Source organism: Pseudomonas sp. COW5 (assembly GCF_026240005.1).
GTDB classification, from domain to species: domain Bacteria; phylum Pseudomonadota; class Gammaproteobacteria; order Pseudomonadales; family Pseudomonadaceae; genus Aquipseudomonas; species Aquipseudomonas kribbensis.
Genome location: NZ_JAPHVP010000001.1, coordinates 2,228,618 through 2,250,241, shown reverse-complemented (window position 1 = coordinate 2,250,241; position 21,624 = coordinate 2,228,618). Strand labels below are relative to the sequence as shown.

20 protein-coding genes are annotated in these 21,624 nt (G+C 60.7%); 6 read left to right on the top strand and 14 right to left on the bottom strand.

Going from position 1 to position 21,624, the window contains the following annotated elements; all coding sequences use genetic code 11:
• The first annotated feature begins 66 nt into the window (after positions 1–66).
• Positions 67–270 carry a twin transmembrane helix small protein gene (locus OQ248_RS10150; protein WP_065260656.1) on the top strand — a complete coding sequence of 68 codons (204 nt, stop codon included), beginning with the start codon at positions 67–69 and terminating at the stop codon, positions 268–270.
• 9 nt (positions 271–279) lie between these two features.
• On the opposite strand, the gene OQ248_RS10145 is transcribed toward OQ248_RS10150, so the two are convergent.
• From OQ248_RS10145 to coxB, 4 genes are all read right to left on the bottom strand, one after another.
• Positions 280–1,167, bottom strand: coding sequence for a cytochrome c oxidase subunit 3 (locus tag OQ248_RS10145; protein ID WP_265812760.1), 888 nt, complete (start codon positions 1,165–1,167; stop codon positions 280–282).
• A gap of 25 nt (positions 1,168–1,192) precedes the next feature.
• On the bottom strand, positions 1,193–1,744 hold the full coding sequence (locus tag OQ248_RS10140; RefSeq protein WP_085713029.1) for a cytochrome c oxidase assembly protein: 552 nt from the start codon (positions 1,742–1,744) through the stop codon (positions 1,193–1,195).
• 27 nt (positions 1,745–1,771) lie between these two features.
• The gene (gene ctaD, locus OQ248_RS10135) at positions 1,772–3,358 is read right to left on the bottom strand and encodes a cytochrome c oxidase subunit I (RefSeq protein WP_114880897.1); all 1,587 of its coding nucleotides are present in this window, start codon (positions 3,356–3,358) and stop codon (positions 1,772–1,774) included.
• A gap of 82 nt (positions 3,359–3,440) precedes the next feature.
• Entirely contained in the window at positions 3,441–4,568 is a 1,128-nt protein-coding gene (gene coxB / locus OQ248_RS10130; RefSeq protein ID WP_085713027.1) for a cytochrome c oxidase subunit II, read from the bottom strand.
• A gap of 369 nt (positions 4,569–4,937) precedes the next feature.
• Between coxB and OQ248_RS10125 the strand changes: the two genes are divergently transcribed.
• The gene (locus tag OQ248_RS10125; RefSeq protein ID WP_065260651.1) at positions 4,938–5,570 is read left to right on the top strand and encodes a hypothetical protein; all 633 of its coding nucleotides are present in this window, start codon (positions 4,938–4,940) and stop codon (positions 5,568–5,570) included.
• A 52-nt stretch (positions 5,571–5,622) separates the two neighbouring features.
• On the opposite strand, the gene OQ248_RS10120 is transcribed toward OQ248_RS10125, so the two are convergent.
• The 3 genes from OQ248_RS10120 to OQ248_RS10110 all read right to left on the bottom strand — a co-directional run bounded on the left by OQ248_RS10120 (position 5,623) and on the right by OQ248_RS10110 (position 9,245).
• On the bottom strand, positions 5,623–7,149 hold the full coding sequence (locus OQ248_RS10120) for a SulP family inorganic anion transporter (protein WP_248744375.1): 1,527 nt from the start codon (positions 7,147–7,149) through the stop codon (positions 5,623–5,625).
• Between the two features lie 90 nt (positions 7,150–7,239).
• Positions 7,240–7,971, bottom strand: coding sequence for a carbonic anhydrase (locus OQ248_RS10115; protein WP_265812759.1), 732 nt, complete (start codon positions 7,969–7,971; stop codon positions 7,240–7,242).
• Between the two features lie 215 nt (positions 7,972–8,186).
• Complete coding sequence (locus tag OQ248_RS10110; RefSeq protein ID WP_249484392.1) at positions 8,187–9,245, bottom strand: PA0069 family radical SAM protein; 1,059 nt, start codon at positions 9,243–9,245, stop codon at positions 8,187–8,189.
• Positions 9,246–9,478: 233 nt separating this feature from the next.
• On the opposite strand from OQ248_RS10110, the gene OQ248_RS10105 reads away from it, so the two are divergent.
• Positions 9,479–9,781, top strand: a complete 303-nt coding sequence (locus OQ248_RS10105; protein ID WP_265812758.1) for a hypothetical protein — start codon at positions 9,479–9,481, stop codon at positions 9,779–9,781.
• Positions 9,782–9,834: 53 nt separating this feature from the next.
• Here OQ248_RS10105 and OQ248_RS10100 read toward each other — a convergent pair whose 3' ends face one another.
• From OQ248_RS10100 to OQ248_RS10090, 3 genes are read right to left on the bottom strand one after another with little or no spacing between them, the layout of a single operon-like run.
• Positions 9,835–11,136 carry a cytochrome c gene (locus OQ248_RS10100; RefSeq protein ID WP_265812757.1) on the bottom strand — a complete coding sequence of 434 codons (1,302 nt, stop codon included), beginning with the start codon at positions 11,134–11,136 and terminating at the stop codon, positions 9,835–9,837.
• 12 nt (positions 11,137–11,148) lie between these two features.
• On the bottom strand, positions 11,149–12,933 hold the full coding sequence (locus OQ248_RS10095) for a GMC family oxidoreductase (RefSeq protein ID WP_248740278.1): 1,785 nt from the start codon (positions 12,931–12,933) through the stop codon (positions 11,149–11,151).
• Between the two features lie 2 nt (positions 12,934–12,935).
• Positions 12,936–13,682: a gluconate 2-dehydrogenase subunit 3 family protein gene (locus tag OQ248_RS10090; protein ID WP_265812756.1), complete on the bottom strand. Its 747-nt coding sequence runs from the start codon at positions 13,680–13,682 to the stop codon at positions 12,936–12,938.
• 300 nt (positions 13,683–13,982) lie between these two features.
• Between OQ248_RS10090 and OQ248_RS10085 the strand changes: the two genes are divergently transcribed.
• Positions 13,983–14,627, top strand: coding sequence for a dual specificity protein phosphatase family protein (locus OQ248_RS10085; RefSeq protein WP_085713019.1), 645 nt, complete (start codon positions 13,983–13,985; stop codon positions 14,625–14,627).
• Here the strand turns inward: OQ248_RS10085 and OQ248_RS10080 are convergent.
• The 3 genes from OQ248_RS10080 to prlC all read right to left on the bottom strand — a co-directional run bounded on the left by OQ248_RS10080 (position 14,614) and on the right by prlC (position 19,116).
• A complete protein-coding gene (locus OQ248_RS10080) occupies positions 14,614–16,665 on the bottom strand; it encodes a M3 family metallopeptidase (RefSeq protein WP_265812755.1) in 2,052 nt (683 codons plus the stop codon). The two genes, OQ248_RS10085 and OQ248_RS10080, sit on opposite strands and share 14 nt — an antisense overlap.
• 112 nt (positions 16,666–16,777) lie before the next feature.
• On the bottom strand, positions 16,778–17,068 hold the full coding sequence (locus OQ248_RS10075) for a YheV family putative zinc ribbon protein (RefSeq protein ID WP_265812754.1): 291 nt from the start codon (positions 17,066–17,068) through the stop codon (positions 16,778–16,780).
• The gene (gene prlC / locus OQ248_RS10070; RefSeq protein ID WP_265812753.1) at positions 17,065–19,116 is read right to left on the bottom strand and encodes an oligopeptidase A; all 2,052 of its coding nucleotides are present in this window, start codon (positions 19,114–19,116) and stop codon (positions 17,065–17,067) included. Before prlC ends, OQ248_RS10075 begins: the two co-directional genes overlap by 4 nt.
• Positions 19,117–19,204: 88 nt before the next feature.
• Between prlC and OQ248_RS10065 the strand changes: the two genes are divergently transcribed.
• Together OQ248_RS10065 and OQ248_RS10060 are read left to right on the top strand one after the other, a co-directional pair.
• Positions 19,205–19,750, top strand: a complete 546-nt coding sequence (locus OQ248_RS10065) for a gamma carbonic anhydrase family protein (RefSeq protein ID WP_007953951.1) — start codon at positions 19,205–19,207, stop codon at positions 19,748–19,750.
• A 28-nt stretch (positions 19,751–19,778) separates the two neighbouring features.
• Positions 19,779–20,429 carry an HAD family hydrolase gene (locus OQ248_RS10060; RefSeq protein WP_265812752.1) on the top strand — a complete coding sequence of 217 codons (651 nt, stop codon included), beginning with the start codon at positions 19,779–19,781 and terminating at the stop codon, positions 20,427–20,429.
• A gap of 102 nt (positions 20,430–20,531) precedes the next feature.
• Here the strand turns inward: OQ248_RS10060 and OQ248_RS10055 are convergent, their stop codons facing one another.
• Complete coding sequence (locus tag OQ248_RS10055) at positions 20,532–21,614, bottom strand: aminopeptidase (protein ID WP_265812751.1); 1,083 nt, start codon at positions 21,612–21,614, stop codon at positions 20,532–20,534.
• Between the last annotated feature and the right edge of the window lie 10 nt (positions 21,615–21,624).

Below are 21,624 nucleotides of genomic sequence, written 5' to 3'. Positions count from 1 at the left end.
CGCCAGAAAAGCAGTGAATGCGACCGCTATACTTGATTGCATCGCCTGTACCCCCGGAGTCTTCCCATGCTCAAAGCAGCTATCGTCCTGATGCTGATTGCCACGGTGATCAGCCTGTTCAGCGGCCTGTTTTTCCTGGTCAAGGACGACAGCAGTTCAAATCGCCTGGTCATCGCCTTGAGTGTTCGGGTGGCATTGGCCGCTTGCACCGTCGGCTTGATTGCCTGGGGTTTCTACAGCGGCCAACTGGTGTCGCACGCGCCCTGGTAGCTCTGTCCTTCAGAGCACGTAAACGAAGATGAACAAGCCGATCCACACCACATCGACGAAGTGCCAATACCAGCTCGCGGCTTCGAAGCCGAACTGGTGTTCGTTGTCGAAGTGGCCCTTCATGATGCGCATCAGCATCACGAACAGGATGATCGTGCCGATGGTCACGTGGGCGCCGTGGAACCCGGTGAGCATGAAGAATGTCGCGCCATAGATCCCCGAACCGAGGGTCAGGCCCAGTTCGTGATAGGCGTGCATGTACTCCTCGGCCTGCAAGGCGAGGAAGCCGCAACCCAGCAGCACGGTAATCGCCAGCCAGACTTTCAGCGCCCCGCGATGGCCTTTCTTCAGGGCATGGTGGGCGATGGTGATGGTCACGCTGGAACTCACCAGCAGGATCGTGTTGACCAGCGGCAGGCCCCACGGGCTGATGACTTCCTTGGGCGGCGGGAACAGTTTCGGGTCGGGCGTGTGCAGCAGCGGCCAGGTGAACTGGAAGTTCGGCCAGAGCATGTGCGCAATGCCCTTGGTGCCTTCGCCGCCCAGCGCCGGGCCGGAAATGTGCCGCACGTAGAACAGCGCGCCGAAGAAGGCGATGAAGAACATCACCTCGGAGAAGATGAACCAGCTCATGCCCCAGCGGAACGAGCGATCCAGCTGCGGGCTGTACAACCCCGCGCGGCTTTCCTTGATCACCGCGCCGAACCAGCCGAACAGCATGTACGCCAGCAACAGCCCGCCGACGAAAAAGATGTACGGCCCGTGGGATTCCGGGCGTGCAGCCTTCAGATCGTTGAACCAGGTGGCCAGGCCGTAAACGGTGATGACCATGCCGAAGGTGGCGATGATCGGCCACTTGCTCTGGGCCGGGACGTAATAGTGCTCATGAGTTGCCATTTATTGTTCTCCTTATCGGGCACGCTTAACCGCCAGTGTTTGCAGCCACCGGAGGATGTCGGGCGGTGATATCGAACAGCGTGTAGGACAGCGTCAGGTGCTTCACGTCCTTGGGCATGTCGCGGTCAACGATGAAGCGCACCGGCATCTCGATCTGCTGACCGGGCTGCAGCACCTGCTGGGTAAAACAAAAGCATTCGGTCTTGTGGAAATACGCCGCCGCTTCGCTCGGGGCGATGCTCGGTACGGCCTGGGCGCTCATCGGCTTGTCGGTGGGATTGCGGGCGATGAAGATCATCTCGTTCACCCCGCCCGGATGGGCGACCAGTTCCTCACCCTTGGGATAGAACTCCCAAGGCATGTCGGCGTTGTTCATCGACAGGAACTGCACCCGCACCTGTCGCGAGTTATCCACAACCTGCTCGCCCTCGTACTGCCCGGCAGTCTTGCCGTTGATGCCGAACGCCTTGCACATCACGTCGTAGATCGGCACCAAAGCAAAACCGAAAACAAACATCGCCACCACCACGCCCAACAGTCGGGTCACCAGTTTCTTCAGCGAAATCGAGTCAGCCATGGCGGTGGCCCTCAAGGGCTACAGGGTTCATTTCACTTCCGGCGGCGTGGTGAAGGTGTGATACGGCGCCGGCGACGGCACGCTCCACTCCAGGCCTTCGGCGCCATCCCACGGTTTGGCCGGTGCCGGCTCGCCGCCACGGATGGTCTTGATCACGATGAACAGGAAGAAGATCTGCGTGGCGCCGAACATGAACGCGCCGATCGACGAGACCATGTTGAAGTCGGCGAACTGCAGGTTGTAGTCCGGAATCCGCCGTGGCATCCCCGCCAGTCCCACGAAGTGCATCGGGAAGAACGTCAGGTTCATGCCGACGAAGGACAGCCAGAAATGCAGCTTGCCCAGGGTTTCGTCGTACATGTGGCCGGTCCATTTCGGCAGCCAGTAGTAGGCTGACGCGAAGATCCCGAAGATCGCCCCCGGCACCAGCACGTAGTGGAAGTGCGCGACCACGAAGTAGGTGTCCTGGTACTGGAAGTCTGCCGGGGCGATGGCCAGCATCAGCCCGGAGAAACCGCCGATGGAGAACAGGATCACGAACGCCACGGCAAACAGCATCGGCGTCTCGAAGGTCAGTGAGCCTTGCCACATGGTGCTGGCCCAGTTGAACACTTTCACCCCCGTCGGCACCGCGATGAGCATCGTCGCGTACATGAAGAACAACTCGCCCACCAGCGGAATGCCCACCACGAACATGTGGTGCGCCCAGACGATGAACGACAGGAACGCGATGCTCGCGGTGGCGTAGACCATCGAGGTGTAGCCGAACAGCGGCTTGCGCGAGAAGGTCGGAATGATCTGGCTGACGGCACCGAAGGCCGGCAGGATCATGATGTACACCTCGGGGTGGCCGAAAAACCAGAACACATGCTGGAACAGCACCGGGTCACCGCCACCGGCGGCACTGAAGAAACTGGTGCCGAAGTGGATGTCCATCAGCATCATCGTCACGCACCCGGCCAGCACCGGCATCACCGCGATCAGCAGGAACGCGGTGATCAGCCAGGTCCAGACGAACAGCGGCATTTTCATCAACGTCATGCCGGGGGCGCGCAGGTTGAGGATGGTGGCGATCACGTTGATCGCGCCCATGATCGAACTGATCCCCATCAAGTGAATGGCGAAGATGAAGTAGGTCACGCTTTCCGGCGCGTAGGTGGTGGATAGCGGCGCATAGAACGTCCAGCCGAAGTTCGGCCCGCCACCGGGAGTGAACAGGGTCGACACCAGCAACAGGAACGCCGCCGGCAGCAGCCAGAAGCTGAAGTTGTTCATCCGTGGCAGGGCCATGTCCGGCGCGCCGATCATCAACGGGATCATCCAGTTGGCGAGGCCGACGAACGCCGGCATCACCGCACCGAAGACCATCACCAGACCGTGCATGGTGGTCATCTGGTTGAAGAACGCCGGTTCGACGATCTGCAGGCCGGGCTGGAACAGCTCGGCGCGGATCACCATGGCGAACGAGCCGCCGAGCAGGAACATGCAGAACGCGAACCACAGGTACAGCGTGCCGATGTCCTTGTGGTTGGTGGTCAGCACCCAGCGCATCAGGCCTTTGGCGGGGCCGTGGGCGTGGTCGGCATGACCGTGGTCATCGATGACAGCGCTCATGGCCGGTCTCCTTCAAGTGAGTGGACTTGGCAGGCCGGGGCAAGGCGCCCCGGCCGGTTCACGAAGTACGCAATAGACCGGCTCATTTGCTTTCCGCCTGTTTCAGCTCCAGCACTTCTTTTGGCGTGACCATGTCGCCCTTGTTGTTGCCCCAAGCGTTACGTTCGTAGGTCACGACCGCTGCGATATCGACTTCCGAGAGTTGCTTGCCGAACGCCGCCATGGCGGTGCCCGGTTTGCCGAAGTACACGCGGTGCAGGTGATCGGCTTTCGGCCCGGTGGCAATCGGCGAGCCCTTGAGCGCCGGGAACATCGGCGGCAGGCCCTGGCCTTCGGCCTGGTGACAGGCGACGCAGGTGGTGTGATAGATCTTGTCGCCGCGCTCCTTGAGCTCGTCGAGGGTCCATTCCTTGCTGGTCAGCTCCTTGAGCTGCGCCGCCTCGGCCTTGCGGTCGGCCAGCCATTTTTCGTAGTCGGCCTTCTCTTTGACGTCGACCACGATCGGCATGAAGCCGTGATCCTTGCCGCACAGCTCGGCGCACTGGCCACGGTAGATGCCGGGCTTGTCGATGCGCGTCCAGGCTTCGTTGACGAATCCGGGGATCGCATCGCGCTTGACCGCGAAGGCCGGCACCCACCAGGAGTGGATCACGTCGGCGGAAGTAACGAGGAAGCGCACCTTGGCGCCGATCGGCAGCACCAATGGCTTGTCGACCTCGAGCAGGTAATGCTCGCCCTTGGCTTCCTTGTTGTGGATCTGTTCGGCGGGGGTGGCCAGGTTGCTGAAGAACTCGACGTCCTGGCCCAGGTATTTGTAGTGCCATTTCCACTGGTAGCCGGTGATCTGGATATCGATATCCGGCTCACTGGTGTCGTACATGCGGATCAGCGTGGCGGTCGCCGGAACGGCCATCGCCACCAGGATCAGCAGCGGGACGACGGTCCAGAGAATCTCGACGGTGGTGCTTTCGTGGAATTTTGCGGCGACCTGCCCGGTAGAACGGCGGTGCACCATCATCGACCAGAACATGGCGCCGAAGACGATGATCCCGATCACCACACAGATCCAGAAAATGGTCATGTGCAGGTCGAATACTGCGTGACTGATTTCAGTCGCTCCAGGCGCCATATTCACAGTCCAGGCGGCGTTGGCCTGGCTGAAAATCGACCACAACAGGAGGCCCATCCAGACGTGTGGATGTCGCATCATTGCGGGTTCCCCTTATCGTTCTTGTTATCCCGCCGGCTTTCGCCTGCGGCAAGGGAGCGGCTGCATCAGACTACGAACTTGAATCGCCGGGCCTTGCTGCGGGTGCAGTCGGGCGTCATCAGCTAACTCCATTCAATGGCGAGTATAGACAGCGGCGGAAAAATGCAATGTGCGCACGTAAATCGAATGAAACAGCTGGCACTTGCGTTCCAGGGCACGAATGGAGAAGGATGCAGACGAGTGGTGGCAAACCGATATAACGCAGGTGTATCAAGGATGAAATAATTATGACAAATGCGTCTTAGCATTTTTCGTAAGCCAGCTAAGTTATGTCTTCCCTATTTCATTGCCTTGTTTCCTGGAGTTTTCATGAACACCGCCGCATTGCGCGAGCAGATCCACATAGCCCGACAACACGAGATCGAAACCGGAAAGCTGACCCGTCAGCTCGAAAATCAACTGCAACACCTGCACCCGGCCATCCAGTTGCCGGAAACCGACGCCAACGGCGTGCTGACGCGTTTTGTCGCCGCCTACATCGATGAAGTGCCAGACCTGCTGGATGCAGCCAATGAAGTCGCCAGGGAAGCGGGAATCGAGTCACAGATCAAACCGGTGCTGAAAATCGCCGAACAGTACTTTCTCCAGCCGCCGGTCGGCCTGGACAGTCTGCTGGACGAGGCCTATCTGGCCCACCGCTTTGTCGAAGAGGTCAACGACCTGTACATCAAGCATTTCGGCCAGCCACTGATCCCCCTGGACATGACGGTCGCCAATCTGATTGCTCACCAGTTGCTCGGTGAGGAATTTGCCAATCAACTCGATGAAGTGGTGCACCACGCGGTAGACAGCATGCTCGACGACGACAGCTTTGCGCTGGAGTCGGTGGAAGCCTACCGCGAAAAACTCAGCAGCCCTGACACCGGTGCGGCGTGGAAGCGCTGGCCGTGCATGAGCCGCCGTCTGGGCGTGGGCCTGGAACTGGATCAGCCTGCGGCTTGATCTCGGCGCAAACGTTTGGGGGAACAGATTGCTCTGTTCCCCCAGGTTTTTTTCAGCCTGCCGCACCGATGCCGGTAGTGGTGCGGATTCTCCCCTCAAGCCTGCGTTTCAGTCCGCGCGACTCGATCAACAGCTTCGAACCCTTGGCCGCATTGGCCCGGCCCCACTCTTCCAGCAATTCCAGACACGAATGGTCGATGTAGCTCAGGTTGTTGAGCGGCACATGCACCGTCGTGCCCGGTGGAATGCTGCCCAGCACCTGAGTCAGTGCCGGCACCTTGAGGAATGTCGCCGCGCCCACCAGGCGCAATTCCATTTCCCCGTCCTGCGGCAGATCGATCAGGCTGATCTTCAGTCGCGAAGCCTTGAACGCCAGTTTCACCAGGGTCAGACCGAAACCGATCAGCACGCCGGTCAGCAGGTCGGTGAAGATGATCGCCAGCGCTGTCGCCGCGTAGGTGAACATCGGCATCCGGCCATAACGCCCCAGGCCACGAAACGCCTTGAGGTCCACCAGTTTGAAACCGGTGTAGACCAACACCCCGGCCAGACTCGCCACCGGAATGCTTTGCAGCAGACTCGACAGCAACAGCACGAAGGCCAGCAGCCACAGACCATGGAAAATCGTCGAGTAGCGCGTGGTCGCACCGGCCTGGACGTTGGCAGAACTGCGCACGATCACCCCGGTCATCGGCAACGCGCCCACCAGCCCGCAGAGCATGTTGCCGACTCCTTGCGCCGACAGTTCACGGTCGAAGTCCGAACGCGGGCCGCTGTGCATGCGATCCACCGCCGCGGCGGACAGCAGGGTTTCGGCGCTGGCGATGAAGGCCACGGCGAACGCGGCGATCAGCAGCGTCGGGTCGGCCAGGCTCAGCAGGTCCGCCGGCTTCAGCCAGTCGATGGCTTCGGCCAGATTCGCCGGTACTTCAACCCGTTTGACCTGCAATGCCAGCAGCAGACTGGCGCCGGTCGCCAGACCGACACCGAGCAGCGCGCCGGGAATGAAACGCAGCGAGTGCGGGCGGAATTTCTCCCACAGCCACATCACGGCGATGGTCGACAGCCCGAGCAACCCGGCCTGCCAGCCAAAGGACGGCAAGGCCTGCGCCACTGCGCCAGGGAACGCCGTCAGGTTGTCCAGCCCGGAGGGTTTCGGCGCGGCATCCAGCATCACGTGCACTTGCGAGAGCACGATCAGCACGCCGATCCCCGCGAGCATCCCGTAGACCACCGCCGGCGCCGTGACCCGAAACCAGCAACCGAGCTTCAGACGCCCGGCCAGCAGTTGCAGAAAACCCGCCAGCAGCAAAATCGGCCCGAGCATCTCGATCCCGTGCTGGCGCACCAGCTCGAACACCAGCACCGCCAGCCCCGCCGCCGGCCCGCTGACCTGCAATGGCGAGCCCGCCAGCCAACCCACCACCAGTCCGCCGATAATCCCGGTAATCAGACCTTTGGCCGGCGGTAACCCTGAAGCAATTGCAATGCCCATGCACAATGGCAGGGCGACCAGAAACACAACCACTGAAGCGAGCAGCTCCCGTGGCAACACCGCTTTCAATTGAGCCGCACGCATGATGACTCTCCCGAAGTTTTCTTCAGGCGTGGCGAAGCCGGGTCGCTTGAACAGCGACCGGCATCAGACCACACGGATTTTTAGGAGGATTCAGAAGCGCGCTTTGGGCGTCGCCACCGGAATCGGATGGCTGCCGTCGAGCGGCAGGAAGCGTCCCTGATCCGCGTCGTAAGCTTTGATTTCGCTGGTTTCGATGTTGTAGACCCAGCCATGGATGAACAGATGACCGTTCGCCATGCGCGAGGCTACCGAAGGATGGGTACGCAAGTGCTGCAGTTGGGCGATGACGTTTTCCTCGGTGAGGATCGGCATGCTTTCTTTTTCGTCAGTGCAGTTGCAGTTGTCATGCACCATGGTTTTCGCGACTTCGGCGTGGCGCAGCCAGGCTTTGACCGTCGGCATTTTTTCCAGGCTGCCCGGATTGAGTACCGCGCGCATGGCGCCGCAATCGGAGTGGCCGCAAATGATGATGTGTTGCACGCCAAGGGCCAGTACCGCGTATTCGATGGCGGTGGAAACGCCGCCGTTCATCTGGCCGTAGGGGGGAACCACGTTGCCGACGTTACGGGTCACGAACAGATCGCCGGGAGAGCTCTGGGTGATCAGTTCGGGAACGATGCGCGAGTCGGCGCAAGTGATGAACATCGCCCGTGGCGACTGGGCCGTGGCGAGTTTCTTGAAGAGTTCTTCCTGCTGTGGGAAGACCTCATGATGAAAATGCAAAAAGCCGTCAACGATATGTCGCAGTGCTGCATCGGCGGATTCCGCCCCGGGGACGGCTTGCGCCGACGCAGCCAACGGCTGTTTATCCTTGTCACTCATGATTCATCCTCTTTGGCGGATTCGGGGAGTCATTCCCGTGTATTCCGGTATGAAGCCAGTGGCTGTTTAAAACATCCGGGCCGTCCTGACCCGTCAGTCACTCGATGAACACGGTAACCGCCGAAACTTAACTCAAACTGAATGAAACGCTCTAGAACGTGTGTTCCAGGTCACAAAAAACGTGACTGGGGTGAATCTGGCCAGTCATTCCCTCCTTAAATCAGCGCCATCTGGCGACCCGGCGGACAAAAAGCTGTGCAGTCGAGATTGAAACCTTCGCGGTGATTGAGTCCCAGGCGTTTCAACGCCTTGGCGAATCGCTGGGCGAGCAGGTCGGCAAACGGCCCTTCACCGCGCATGCGTGCGCCAAAACGGCTGTCGTACAGTTCGCCGCCACGGCTCTGGCGGATCAGGCTCAACACATGGGCGGCGCGCTGCGGGTAATGCGCCTCGAGCCATTCCTCGAACAGCGGCGCTACTTCCAGCGGCAGGCGCAGCATCATGTACGCGGCGCTCTGGGCGCCGGCGGCGTGGGCTTCGGTCAGCAGGCTTTCGATTTCGCTGTCATTGATCATCGGAATCATCGGTGAGCACAGCACACCGACCGGAATTCCCGCCTCGCGCATCACCCGGATCGCCCGCAACCGGGCCTTGGGCGCTGCGGCACGGGGTTCGAGGATGCGTTTGAGTTCATCGTCCAGGGTGGTCAGGCTGATCATCACCGCCACCAGCCGTTGCTGCGCCAGTTCGGTAAGCAGGTCGAGGTCGCGCAGGATCAGCGAGCCCTTGGTGACGATGGTCACCGGATGTCGATAACGCAGCAGCACTTCGAGGGTCTGGCGGGTGATTCTGTGTTCGCGTTCGATCGGTTGATACGGGTCGGTGTTGGAGCCGAGATTGATCGGCGCGCATTGATAGCCTTTCTTGCCAAGCTGTTCCTCCAGCACCTGGGCGGCGTTGGTCTTGGCGATCAGCTTCGTTTCGAAATCCAGCCCCGGCGACATGTCCCAATAGGCGTGGCTCGGTCGTGCGTAGCAATAGATGCAGCCATGCTCGCAGCCGCGATAGGGGTTGATCGAGCGGTCGAAGGGCAGGTCCGGCGAGGTGTTGCGGGTGATGATGGTTTTCGCCGTCTCGAAACTGACTTCGGTGCCCTGGGTCAGTGGCACTTCCTGAAACCAGCCGTCGTCCTCGGCCACCGAACGACTCGGCGCGAAGCGGTTGTGCGGATTGGTGGCGGTGCCGCGGCCGCGTGGGGGCAAGAGGCTGGTCATCACGGGTTTCCTTGATCTGTATATGCATACAGTATCTGCAAGGTTGCGGATGATCCACTACCGTTCGGCCGTCCATCAATAAAACGCACGGTTAGTTGTAAGTTTGTTTAGATGTAAAGTTGTAATGGTGCAAATTGAAGAAACATAAGTCGGCTGTTCGTTTGCTATTAAAGTTCGTAGTATTCACCCCGCTTCACAGCACTTGAATATATAAAAGACAAAAGGAATTGATGATGTCGTTTTTTAATTCGCGCGGTATTTTCCTGCAACTGATGCAGCCCGGCCCATCGGAACCCAATACACTGGTTTCCATGCAACTTGCACGTAAGGAACTGGGCTGGGATGCCGAGGCTGGCGTGCAGACCGAGATGCTGGTTGACCCGATTTTTGTTACCGCGACCTCCGGGGATGGCGGCCATACCTTCAGCATTGGCCGTCTGGAGCACGATGTGGATCGTGACGGTGAAATCGGTGAGCAGGATCGGGCAAAACTTGTTGCCCTGGCCAAAGCCTATGCCAGTATTACAAATCCGTAACAGCGATTGAATGAATAACCCCTGCATGATTAGTCATGCAGGGGTTATTGCGTTCAGTTGTGACTTGTTACTTGTCCAAGGTCACCGGCTGATGTTGTAGTCATATCGTCAGTACGTAACTTGGCAACATCTTTCGCAGTGACGGCGGAGCCCTTGTTACCCCAACTTTCACGAATAAAACTCACCACATCTGCGACTTCCTGATCCGACAGACGCCAGGCGAAACCCGGCATGGTGAAAGTGGACGGTGCCGTATGCGTCGCGGGCAGGGTGCCGCCCTTGAGCACGATGTGGATCAGCGACGTCGGGTCGTCCGATTGCAGCACCGGATTGCCCGCCAGCGCCGGGAACACCCGGGTGTAGCCGTGGCCGTCGGTACGGTGGCAGGCCGCGCAGTTATCGATGTACACCGAGGCGCCACGCTGACTGTCATCACCGTTCCACAAGGCCTTGGCGGCTTTCTCGTCGTACTGGTGCGGCTGGTCGGAAGGGTCATTGGCCGGCAGCGATTTCAGGTAACGGGCAATCGCGGTCAAGTCGGCGTCAGTCATGTACTGCATGCTGTGGGTAACCACGTCGCTCATGCCGCCGAACACCGCACTGCGGTCGCTGCGGCCGGTCTTGAGGAATTGCACCAGTTGCTCTTCGCTCCAGCTGCCTAGGCCATCCTTGTGGTCACCGCGCAGGCTTTTGGCGATCCAGCCTTCCAGCGGTGCACTGCCTGACAGAAAACTGCTGCCTTCGGCCGCGCTCAGGGATTTTTCCTGCATGGTCAGGGCCCGTGGCGTATGGCAGGCGCCGCAATGTCCGAGGCCTTCCACCAGATACGCCCCACGGCTTACGACGCCATCCTCCGACGCGGGTTTGTAGTCCTCGACCTTCGGCGCGAACAGCCAGCGCCAACCCATCAGCGGCCAGCGCATGCTCAACGGCCACGGGATGTCGCTGGCCTTGTTTTCCTGTGCCACCGGTTCAACGCCGTGCATGAAGTAGGCGTACAGCGCCTGCATGTCATCCTGACTGACGCGGGCGTAGGACGGGTACGGCATCGCCGGGTACAACGTACTACCGTTTTTGGCGACGCCATGACGTACGGCCTGGTCGAACTCCTCGAAGCTGTAGCCTCCCAGCCCGGTGTTGTCCGGGGTGATGTTGGTCGAATAGATCGTGCCGATCGGGGTCTCCATCGGCAGGCCGCCGGCGAACGGCTTGCCGTCCTTGGCCGTGTGGCAAGCCACGCAGTCCCCGGCGCGGGCGAGGTATTCGCCTTTCTTGATCAAGGATTGATCAACTTCGGCACTGTGAGCGGCAACGCTGCCAAGCAGCGCCAGGGTCGCGATAACGAAAGTCTTCATGGTCATCGCTCCTTAAGCCTGAACCAGCGGGCCGGGGTTTTTCAGGTATTGCTCGCGGATCGCCTTCGCCGACCAGTAGGTCAGTGCGGCAACCAGCCCGGTCGGGTTGTAACCCAGGCCCTGCGGGAATGCCGAGGCACCCGGGACGAATACGTTGTGCACGTCCCAGCTCTGCAAGTAGCGATTCAGCGCGCTGGTCTTCGGATCGGTGCCCATGATCGCGCCACCATTGAGGTGGGTGGTCTGGTAGGACGCGGTGTTGAAGTGCTCGCCGACTTTCTTGCCAAGCACGGCAATGGCTTTCGGGCCCATGGCTTGCGCGACCTTGCCCATTTTCTCGACCATGAAGCGGTTCATCTTGATGTCGTTTTCCTGCCAGTCGAATGTCATCCGCAGCAGCGGCAGGCCGTAGGCATCGCGGTACACCGGGTCCAGATCGAGGTAATTGCCACGGTAGGACTGATGCGCACCGTGAGCGTCCATCGACACCTGGTGGGTGTAGTAATCGGCGGTCGCGCGTTTCCACGCACTGCCCCAGGCCGGAGTGCCCGGCGGGTTGGAGGTGCCGGCAATCGGTCGGCTGCCGGCCTGGTTGACCCACATCGGCGAGCCGCCGACGAAGCCGTGTGGCCCGTGGTCGAAGTTATCGGCGTTGAAATCGTCCAGCGCCACGCCGTTGCCGCCGGCGCCGATGAAGTTGTTGGTGTGGGTGTCCTTGTCGAAGAACGCCTTGATGGTCGCCATGTTCTGGTAGGCGAAGTTACGCCCGACCACGCCTTCACCGCTGACCGGGTCATACGGCTTGCCGATACCGGAGAGCAGCATCAGCCGCACGTTGTGTAACTGGAACGCACCGAGAATCACCAGATCCGCCGGTTGCTCGATCTCGCGGCCCTGGCCATCGATGTAGGTGACGCCGGTGGCTTTGGTTTTCGTGCTGTCGAGGTTGACCCGCAGCACGTGGGCGTTGGGCCGCAGTTCGAAATTCGGCAGCGGTTTCAGCGCCGGCAGAATGTTCACGTTCGGCGAGGCCTTGGAATACATGTAGCAAACGTAGCCGCTGCAGAACCCGCAGAAGTTGCACGGGCCCATCTGCGCGCCGTAGGGATTGGTGTACGGCCCTGACGTATTCGCGGAAGGCAGGTTGTAGGGTTTATAACCGACTTCTGTGGCCGCTTTGCCGAACAGCTGTGCGGAAACCGTGTTCTTCTGCGCTTCCAGCGGGAACGGGTTCGAGCGATCCGGCGCGTACGGGTTGCCGCCCTTGCCCTGGCCGACCAGTTGGCCCTTCACGGTCCAGGCCTGGCCGGAGGTGCCGAAGACTTTTTCGGCGAAATCGAAGAACGGTTCCAGCTCTTCATAGCTGACGCCGAAGTCCTGGATGGTCATGTCCTTGGGAATGAAGCTTTTGCCGTAGCGTTCTTCGTAGTGGCTGCGCATCCGCAACTCGATCGGATCGACGCGAAAGTGCACGCCCGACCAGTGCAGGCCGGCGCCGCCGACGCCATTGCCCGGCAGGAACGCGCCCAACTGGCGGTTCGGCAGGGCGATGTCGTTGACGCTGTGGCGGATGGTGACGGTCTCTTTGGAGATGTCCTGGAAGAGTTTTTTCCGCACGCTGTAGGTGAGTTCGTCGATCACCTGGGGATAGTTGCCGTCAGGGTAGGTGTCCTGCATCGGCCCGCGCTCCAGCGCCAGCACATTGAGGCCCGCCTCGGTCAGCTCCTTGGCCATGATTGCGCCTGTCCAGCCGAAACCGACGATCACCGCGTCGACCTTCTTCATTACCGTTGCCATGCTCACGCCCTCTCGCCGCGAATCGAAACTGCCGGGAAGGGGTATTGCTCGTTGCGTTCCACCCAATCCATGAAATCGGCGCGGGCGCCGGGGAAGCCGATCAGGGTCCAGCCGACCATGCCCTTATTGCCACCGTGGATCGGGTCGCAGAAGAACCCTTCCTTGGTGTTTTGCAGCAGCAGGCTGAAGAAAATCTTCGCCGGAACGCTGTCGAATTGCGGTTTTCCGGCTTCGAGCTGCTTGAGCAGATCGTCTCGGGTAGCGCTGTCTTGCTCGGCAAATGTTTTACCGTTGAGGGATTTTGTCCACTGATCCGTGGCGGCGATGCCGAGGCGATAGATTTCTTTTGGCACCAGTTTGCTCTGCCAGCCCATCTCGGGCGCAGCGTCGGCGTTGAACGGGCCTTGCATGTACCACAGGGCACCAGCGGCGTACGGGGTGTTCATCTGACGGTCGATGTATTCCGGCACACCGGCCTCCAGAGCGCCGGGGCCCTGGGCATCGTTGGGGATCAACTGCGCGACGGCGGCATTGATGAACGCCCACTCTTCTGCGGTGAAGTAGCTCGGCTGGTAGGCGCTGGTATCTGCGGCAACCGATTTGGCAGGGGCCGGGGCTGGCGAGCTTTCGGGAGCCGCTTGCAGCACGCTGCTACCCAGGCCGGTGCCGGCGAGGGTGACCACCGGGATCAGGGTCAGGGATTTGCGCAAGAACTCACGCCGCGGGTTGTCTCGATCTTGATCAGACATGGGGGTGCACCTCATCAGGCATTGATGGTTATCAGCCGTTTCTGGGGACGGCTTTTTGAGTGGTCGGTTGCGACGTGGCCGGAAATGACCCGGAAAAGGGGGACGCGTCTGCAACATGATGTGACAAATGGTAGCAGCCTAACCAACCGGATGAACCGATTCAGCCGAAAAAAAGCCCAGGATTGCGACGAAGGAACTCTCCGGCTTCACGTTTCTTTGACAATCGCCTCACAGGGATTTGACTGGACAACCCGCAAGCTGCCGCCCTCACTGACGAATCTCATACGGTCACCGCACAGCATGTCCTTGAAGCGTTTTTCCTCCGCGATCTGTTTCTCGCTGTTTGCCCTGCTCGGCTCGATTTCGGCCCATGCCGCAGATGCGCCGGTTTCTCGCCCTCCGGAATGGGCACAACCGGTCGAAATGAAATACAACTTCTTCCAGATGTCGCCCACGCTTTACCGCAGTGCGCTGCCTGACGCCGGTGCCGTGCCGTTGCTGCAAAACCTGAAAGTGGCCACGGTCATCAACTTCCTGCCGGAAGCGGACTCGAGCTGGTTGAAAACCCCGGGCATCAACCAGGTGCAATTGCCGTATCGCACCAATCATGTCGATGACGCCGATGTCCTCAAGACCCTGCGTGCGATCCAGACCGCCGAAGCCAACGGCCCGGTGCTGATGCATTGCAAACACGGCTCCGACCGCACCGGCCTGATGGCCGCGATGTACCGCATCGTGGTGCAGGGCTGGAGCAAGGAAGACGCCCTGAACGAAATGACCCAGGGCGGTTTCGGTGAAAGCGGCCACTTCAAGGACGGCGTGCGTTACGTGATGCAGGCCGACGTCGACAAGCTGCGTACCGCGCTGGCCAATGGCGATTGCAGTACCAGTGCGTTCGCTACCTGCTCGATGAAGAGCTGGTTCCAGACCGTTAATCTGAAGTAATCCGCCGGTTGATCGGCCGGCCGACACACAGTTCTTCACTGATCGGCTGGCCAACGAATCCCTCCACCGCTTCCAGCAACGGGCGCCCGGCACCGGGCGCAAAGAACGTTTCCCGGAACGCCCGGCCGGTCTGCGCGTTGAACACCCAGTCACGACTGAAGCGCTTGAACGCTTCCTGAGCCAGCACCCCCGACCAGACATAGGCGTAAACCGAAGCGTCGTACTGGGTCACCATGTAATCGAAACCATTGGCGAAGCGGTGACTGTCGGGCAGTTGCAGGTGAGTCATTGTGCGCTGCACGTCGGCGCAAACCTCTTCGACAGAACGCCCGTCGCCGTGGGTGGCGTGCAGTTCGAAATCGATGATCGCTCCCATCAGTATCAAGGCCTGTTGCCGACTGGAGTGGGCCTCGGTGGCCGAGAGTGCCGCATCGACCCGTGCAGCGCTCAAGCGCTCACCAGTCTGGAAATGCGCGCCGAGCCACAGCACGAACTCTCGCGACAGACACCACTGCTCGAACAATTGCCCGGAAAACTCCGCCGCCTCATGGCCCAACTGCTGGATGCCGGAAAGGGTGTGATGGGGCGAGCGCGTCAATACGTGCTGAAGGCAGTGGCCGAATTCATGAAAAAGTACCCGCAACTCACTGAGTTCGAGGCGGCAAGGATGGCCGTCGGTGGCCGGTGTGAAATTGCTGTACAGCACGGCAATGGGGAGAGCCGGTCGGCCTTCGGCGTTGATACGGCGGTTGCGTAGAGTGGAGGTGCCAGCGAAGTCCGCAGCGTTGTTGCGGTGAAACGGGTCGAGGTAGATGTAACCGATGACCTGTTCATGCTCGCTGATTTCCAGCAGCCGCACATCGTCATGCCAGTGTTTCCCACCGACCTGTTCGACGATACGGATTCCGAACATGCGCTCGCAAAAAAGACAGAGGCGGCGCAGGGTCCCATCGAACGCGAAGTAGTCGCGCAGGTTATCCAGCGCTCCGGGAAACTGTTGCTGCCGCCATTGCTCGGCGAGAAATTCTTCATCCCATGGCTGGACCCGGTCGATTCCCTGTTGCCGGGCGAAGGCGGCCAGTTGTTTTGCGTCCTGCTCCAGGATGGGTGTCAATTGCGCCACCTGGCACTGGAGAAAATCCCTGACCCAGGCCGTCGTTCCGGCCATGCTTTTTGACAGACTCAGTTGCGCGGCGTTTTCGTGGCCAAGCAAGCGGGCTTTCTGTTGGCGCAAGGCAAGCAGCTTCGTCAGCACCGGGCCGTTGTCGAAGCGCCCGGCCAGTGGCCCCTGATCGGAGGCGCGGGTCGCGTAGGCCACACAGCATTCCTCGCGCAAGGCACGATTCTCGGCGTATTTGAGGATGTGCTGGCAGGTGTTCTGGTCCAGGCGAATCAGCCAGCCATCATGTCCGGCCTCACGGGCGGCGCGTGCCAGACGATCCTTCATCGACGGGGTCAGGCCCGCAAGCTGTGCAATATCGTTGACCCGTTTGCTCCAGGTCTCGGTCCAGCGTTCGAGGTGGGTCAAAAACACGGATTCCAGGCCATCGATCTCAAGGTTCAGCCGGGCCAGTTCCTGTTGTTGCGCGGTGGGATGGTCGATACCTGACTGCCTGAATTTGCGCAGTATCCGCTCCAGCACGATCTTGCGTGACTCATCGAAACTGGCCGCGATCGAGCTCTGCGTCAGACGCTGGTAGGCATCGTACAGCGGGCGATTGCGGTTTTTTTCGGAGCGATACTGGTTGATCGCGAGTTGAGCCTTGGCGCTTTCCACGAGCCAGTCGGCATCGTCGGATCTGACCATGGACAGTGTTTCGAGAATCGACCGGAATTCACCGATGCGGGCATCGGCTTCGTCGATGCTCAGTACCAGATCGTCCCAGCCAGGATGCTCCAGCTGAGTGGCGAGCACTTGCGCAATGATTCGTCGGTGGTCTTCGATGATGCTGTTGATCGCCGGCAGCAAATGCTCGGCGCGAATCGCCGGCCAGGGCGGCAGGGTCCAGTGTTGCAGGAGGGGATTGGTGTCGGGCATGGCAACTTCCTTCGAGGCGTGGCGGAAACGGCCAGCCTACGAAGCAAGTGCAGGGGACAGGTGTTAAGCCAATACCACCTTCCGCCGGAAATCGGTGGAAGGTGGTGCCGGATCAGTGTTGCTCGTCAGGCTTTTTCTTCAGCTTCGGGTTCGGGAAGAACTGCACTGCCTGAACCGTCTTGTCCGGTGCAGGCTTGAGCACGCTGGTGTTGACCCGCGTGCCCAGTTCCTTCGGAACCGACAACCCTTGGGCATTGAGCGTATCGCTGTAGCCGCACGCCACGCATTCGCGGTGCGGAACATCGTCCTCGCTCCACATCATCAGCTTGTCCGGCTCGCTGCACGCCGGGCAGACCGCCCCGGCGATAAAGCGTTTTTTCGTTTTCACAGGTGCCTCACTCATGCTGCCGCGTCCTCACTCAGGCCGCTGTGGCGCAAGAGTGCGTCAATCGATGGCTCGCGGCCACGGAAGTCGACGAACAGCACCATCGGCTCCTGCGAGCCACCGCGGGCCAGGATTGCTTCACGGAAGGCGCGACCGGTGTCGGCATTGAGCACGCCGTCTTCTTCGAATTTGGAGAAGGCATCTGCCGACAGCACTTCCGCCCATTTGTAGCTGTAGTAACCCGCCGCGTAACCGCCGGCGAAGATGTGCGCGAAGCTGTTCGGGAAACGGTTGTAGGCCGGAGGACGCATCACCGAGACTTCATCTCGCACACCTTCCAGAACCTGCGCGACACTGCGGCCGTCACCGTGGGTGGCGTGCAGTTCGAAGTCGAACAGCGAGAACTCCAGCTGACGCACCATCATCAGGCCGGACTGGAAGTTCTTCGCTGCGAGCATTTTCTCCAGCAGATCCTGCGGCAATGGTTCGCCGGTTTCGTAGTGACCGGAAATCAGCGCCAGGCCTTCCGGCTCCCAGCACCAGTTTTCCATGAACTGGCTCGGCAGCTCGACCGCGTCCCATGCCACGCCGTTGATGCCGGATACGCCAGCATGCTCGACACGGGTCAGCAGGTGATGCAGGCCGTGGCCGAATTCGTGGAACAGGGTGGTCACTTCATCGTGGGTCAGCAGCGCAGGCTTGCCGCTGTCGGCCGGGGTGAAGTTGCACACCAGGTTGGCCACCGGGCTTTGCAGCACGCCGTCGAGGGTGCGGCGACGGTCGCGTGCGCCGTCCATCCAGGCACCGCCGCGCTTGTTGGCGCGGGCGTATAGGTCGAAGAAGAAGCGGCCGACGTGCTGGCCGTTTTCCTTGATCTCGAACAGGCGCACGTCCGGATGCCAGGTGTCGAAGTCTTTCAGTTCGGCGATTTCGATGCCGTACAGGCGCTGGACTATGGCGAACAGGCCGCCCAGCACTTTGTCGATCGGGAAGTAGGCGCGCAGGGTTTCCTGGGCGACGCTGTAGCGTTGTTCACGGAGTTTCTCGCCGTAGAAACCGCTGTCCCAGCTTTGCAGATCGGCGCAGCCCTGTTCGGCGGCGTACGCTTTGAGCTGTTGCAGATCCTGGGCGGCGAACGGTTTGCTGCGCTTGGCCAGGTCGCGCAGGAAGCTCAGCACCTGATCGCTGGATTCGGCCATTTTGGTCGCCAGGCTCAGCTCGGAGAAGCTGGAGAAACCCAGCAGCTTGGCCAGCTCCTGACGCAGGTCGAGGATCTCACCCATCACCGGGCCGTTGTCGTTCTGGCCGGCGTTCGGGCCTTGATCCGACGCACGGGTGCAGTAGGCGGCGTAGACTTCTTCGCGCAGCGCACGGTCCTGGGCGTAGGTCATCACCGCGTAGTAGCTCGGGAACTCCAGGGTGATCAGCCAGCCGTCGAGGCCTTTGGCCTGTGCGGCGGCAGCCATTTGCGCCTTGGCCGAATCGGTCAGGCCGGCGAGGGCGGCTTCGTCGGTCAGGTGCTTGGTCCAGGCCTGAGTGGCGTCGAGCAACTGGTTGGAGAAGCGGCTGCCCAGCTCGGACAGCTTGCTCTGCACTTCGGCGTAGCGCTTCTGCTCGGCTTCCGGCAGGTCGATACCCGACAGGCGGAAGTCACGCAGGGCGTGTTCCAGGATAGTTTTCTGCGCCACGTCAAAACCGGCGGCTTCCGGGCTGTTGGCCAGGGCTTCATAGGCCTGGAACAGTTCGCGGTTCTGGCCCATCTCGGTGGAGTAGGCACTCAGGGCCGGCAGGCACGACTCGTAGGCTTCGCGCAGTTCGGCGCTGTTGCACACGGCATTGAGGTGGCTGACCGGGCTCCAGGCGGCGCCCAGGCGATCGTTGAGTTCGTCCATCGCCAGCACCAGCCCGGCCCACGTCGGGTTCTGGCCCTGGGTCTTGAGGATCTCGGCGATGGCGGCGCGGTTGTCGGCCAGGATGGTGTCGATGGCCGGCTGCACGTGTTCGGCACGGATCGCGGAGAACGGCGGCAGGTCGTAGGACTGCAGAAGAGGGTTGTTCACGCTCACGGTTGCACCTTGGCTGGAAGAAACATGCGCCCATCTTAATTACAATCGACACCCACCGCAGCTATCGGCGACAGAGAGAGAACTAATCGTGTCCCTTCGCAAGTACCAGAATCACACCCCACGCTTGAGCCAAGGCGCTTTTGTCGACGGCTCCGCGGTGGTGATCGGCGACGTCGAAATCGGCGAAGACAGCTCCGTGTGGCCACTGACGGTGATCCGTGGCGACATGCACCGCATCCGCATCGGCGCGCGCACCAGCGTGCAGGACGGCTGCGTGTTGCACATCACCCACGCCGGCCCGTTCAACCCGGACGGCTTCCCGCTGCTGATCGGCGATGACGTGACCATCGCCCACAAGGTCATGCTGCATGGCTGCACCGTCGGCAGCCGCGTGCTGATCGGTATGGGCAGCATCGTCATGGACGGCGCGGTGGTCGAGGACGACGTGATCATCGGCGCCGGCAGCCTGGTACCGCCGGGCAAGCGCCTGGAAAGCGGGTTCCTGTACGTGGGCAGCCCGGTGAAACAGATTCGCCCGCTGACTGACAAGGAAAACGCCTTTTTCACCTACAGCGCGGCGAATTACGTGAAGCTCAAGGACCTGCATCTGGCCGAAGGCTACGACCAGCTCTGACTTTTCTCTCTACTGCCCGGGATTTTTCATGCATTACCAGACCGTACTGTTCGACCTTGATGGCACCCTGACCGATCCGCGTGAGGGCATTACCCGCTCCATCCAGTTCGCCTTGGCCAAACTCGGCATCGATGAGCCGGACCTGACCAAACTGGAACACTTCATCGGCCCGCCGCTGTTGCAGGCGTTCATGCAGTTTTATGGTTTCGATGAAGCCAAGGCCTGGGAGGCGGTGAATTTCTATCGCGAGCGCTTCAAGGTCACCGGCCTGTACGAGAACCGGGTGTTCGAAGGCGTCACGCCGTTGCTGGAAACCCTGAAAGGCCAGGGCCGGCAGCTGTACATCGCGACGTCGAAGCCCTGGGTGTTCGCCCGGGAAATCGCCCGGCACTTCGATTTCGCCAAACACTTCAAGGTGATCTACGGCAGCGAACTGGACGGTACCCGCACCAACAAGGTCGAGCTGATTGCCCACCTGATCGCGGAGGAAGGGCTGGATCCGGCCAGCACGCTGATGATCGGTGACCGCAAGCACGATCTGATCGGCGCTCGCAGCAACGGTCTGGATGCGGCAGCCGTGGGTTATGGCTTCGGTAGTCATGAAGAGCTGAGCGCCGAGGCGCCGGCTTATCATTTTGAAACCCTGGCTGAGTTGCATCAGGCGTTTTTGCAGCGCTGATCAGATAGCCTTCGCGAGCAAGCCCGCTCCCACATTGGGTCTGTGTTCAACACAAAACCAATGTGGGAGCGGGCTTGCTCGCGAAGAGGTCCTTTCAGCCACTCAGACTTTCGAATCTACCAACGCTTTCAGCGCGGCTTTGCGCTCAGCCACCGGCAACTCACCCAGTTTCTCCACCTGCGCATAGAACCTCGGCCAATCCCCACCGACCTGCCTGAACAGGGCAGCAAACGCCGGCACCCACTGGTCATACAGGCCGAACGGCAACAATCGCGCATTGTTCAGCGGCGCATTGACCCAGGCGTCATAACGCTTGTCCCCCGCCCACTGGCCGTCGCGCATCTCCCGATAGTCCCGGCGAAACCGTTCGAACTCGGCAGCTTTGCGTTCACGCATCTGTTCGACGGGCATCGACTGGGTGTACAGCTTTTCCAGCCGGGTACGGGTATCGAGGATCAGTTGAATGAACTGATCGCGGCGTTTGAGCTGGGCATCGTTCTCTGGCGGCAAGCCACGAAACGCCCGCCACTGGCGGGTGCCTTCCTGCTCGACAAACGTGGCATAGGACTCGTTGAACTCGGTGTCGTCCTTCACATAGAAACGTTGGTGACCCAGCTCATGGAAGATCAGCGTGGCCAAGCGTTCGTCGCCCCAGCCCATCATTGAATTGAGGATCGGGTCGTTGAACCAGCCCAGGGTCGAATAGGCCTCGACGCCGCCAATCGACACGTCCATGCCTTGCAGACGCTGAATCGCCGCCTCACCCCGCGCCGCACTCTGGCTGTAGTAACCGCGATAGGCCACGCACCCGGCAATCGGGAAGCAATGATTCTGCGGGCTCAGGGAAAACTCCGGGGTGGCGAACACGTTCCACACCACGTACGGCCGGTGGATGTCGGCGTACAGGCGATAACTCTGGTTATCCGGCAGGTGCAGGTGTTGGCTGGCGAAATCCCGGGCCTTTTGCGATTGGGCCAGGTGGGCGCGCAGCGTTGCGTCGCGGTTCGGGTCGGCAATCACCTTGGCCACCGGCTCCCGCGCCCGCAGCAATTGCAGCTGACCGCTGGCCAGCTGGCTGTAATAGCTGACGCTGGAACAACCGTTGAGCAACAAAAACAACACACCCGGAAACAAAACCCGCAAAACGCGATCAAGTAACCCAAGGCTTGGAAACGGCCTGATCACAATAAGAACA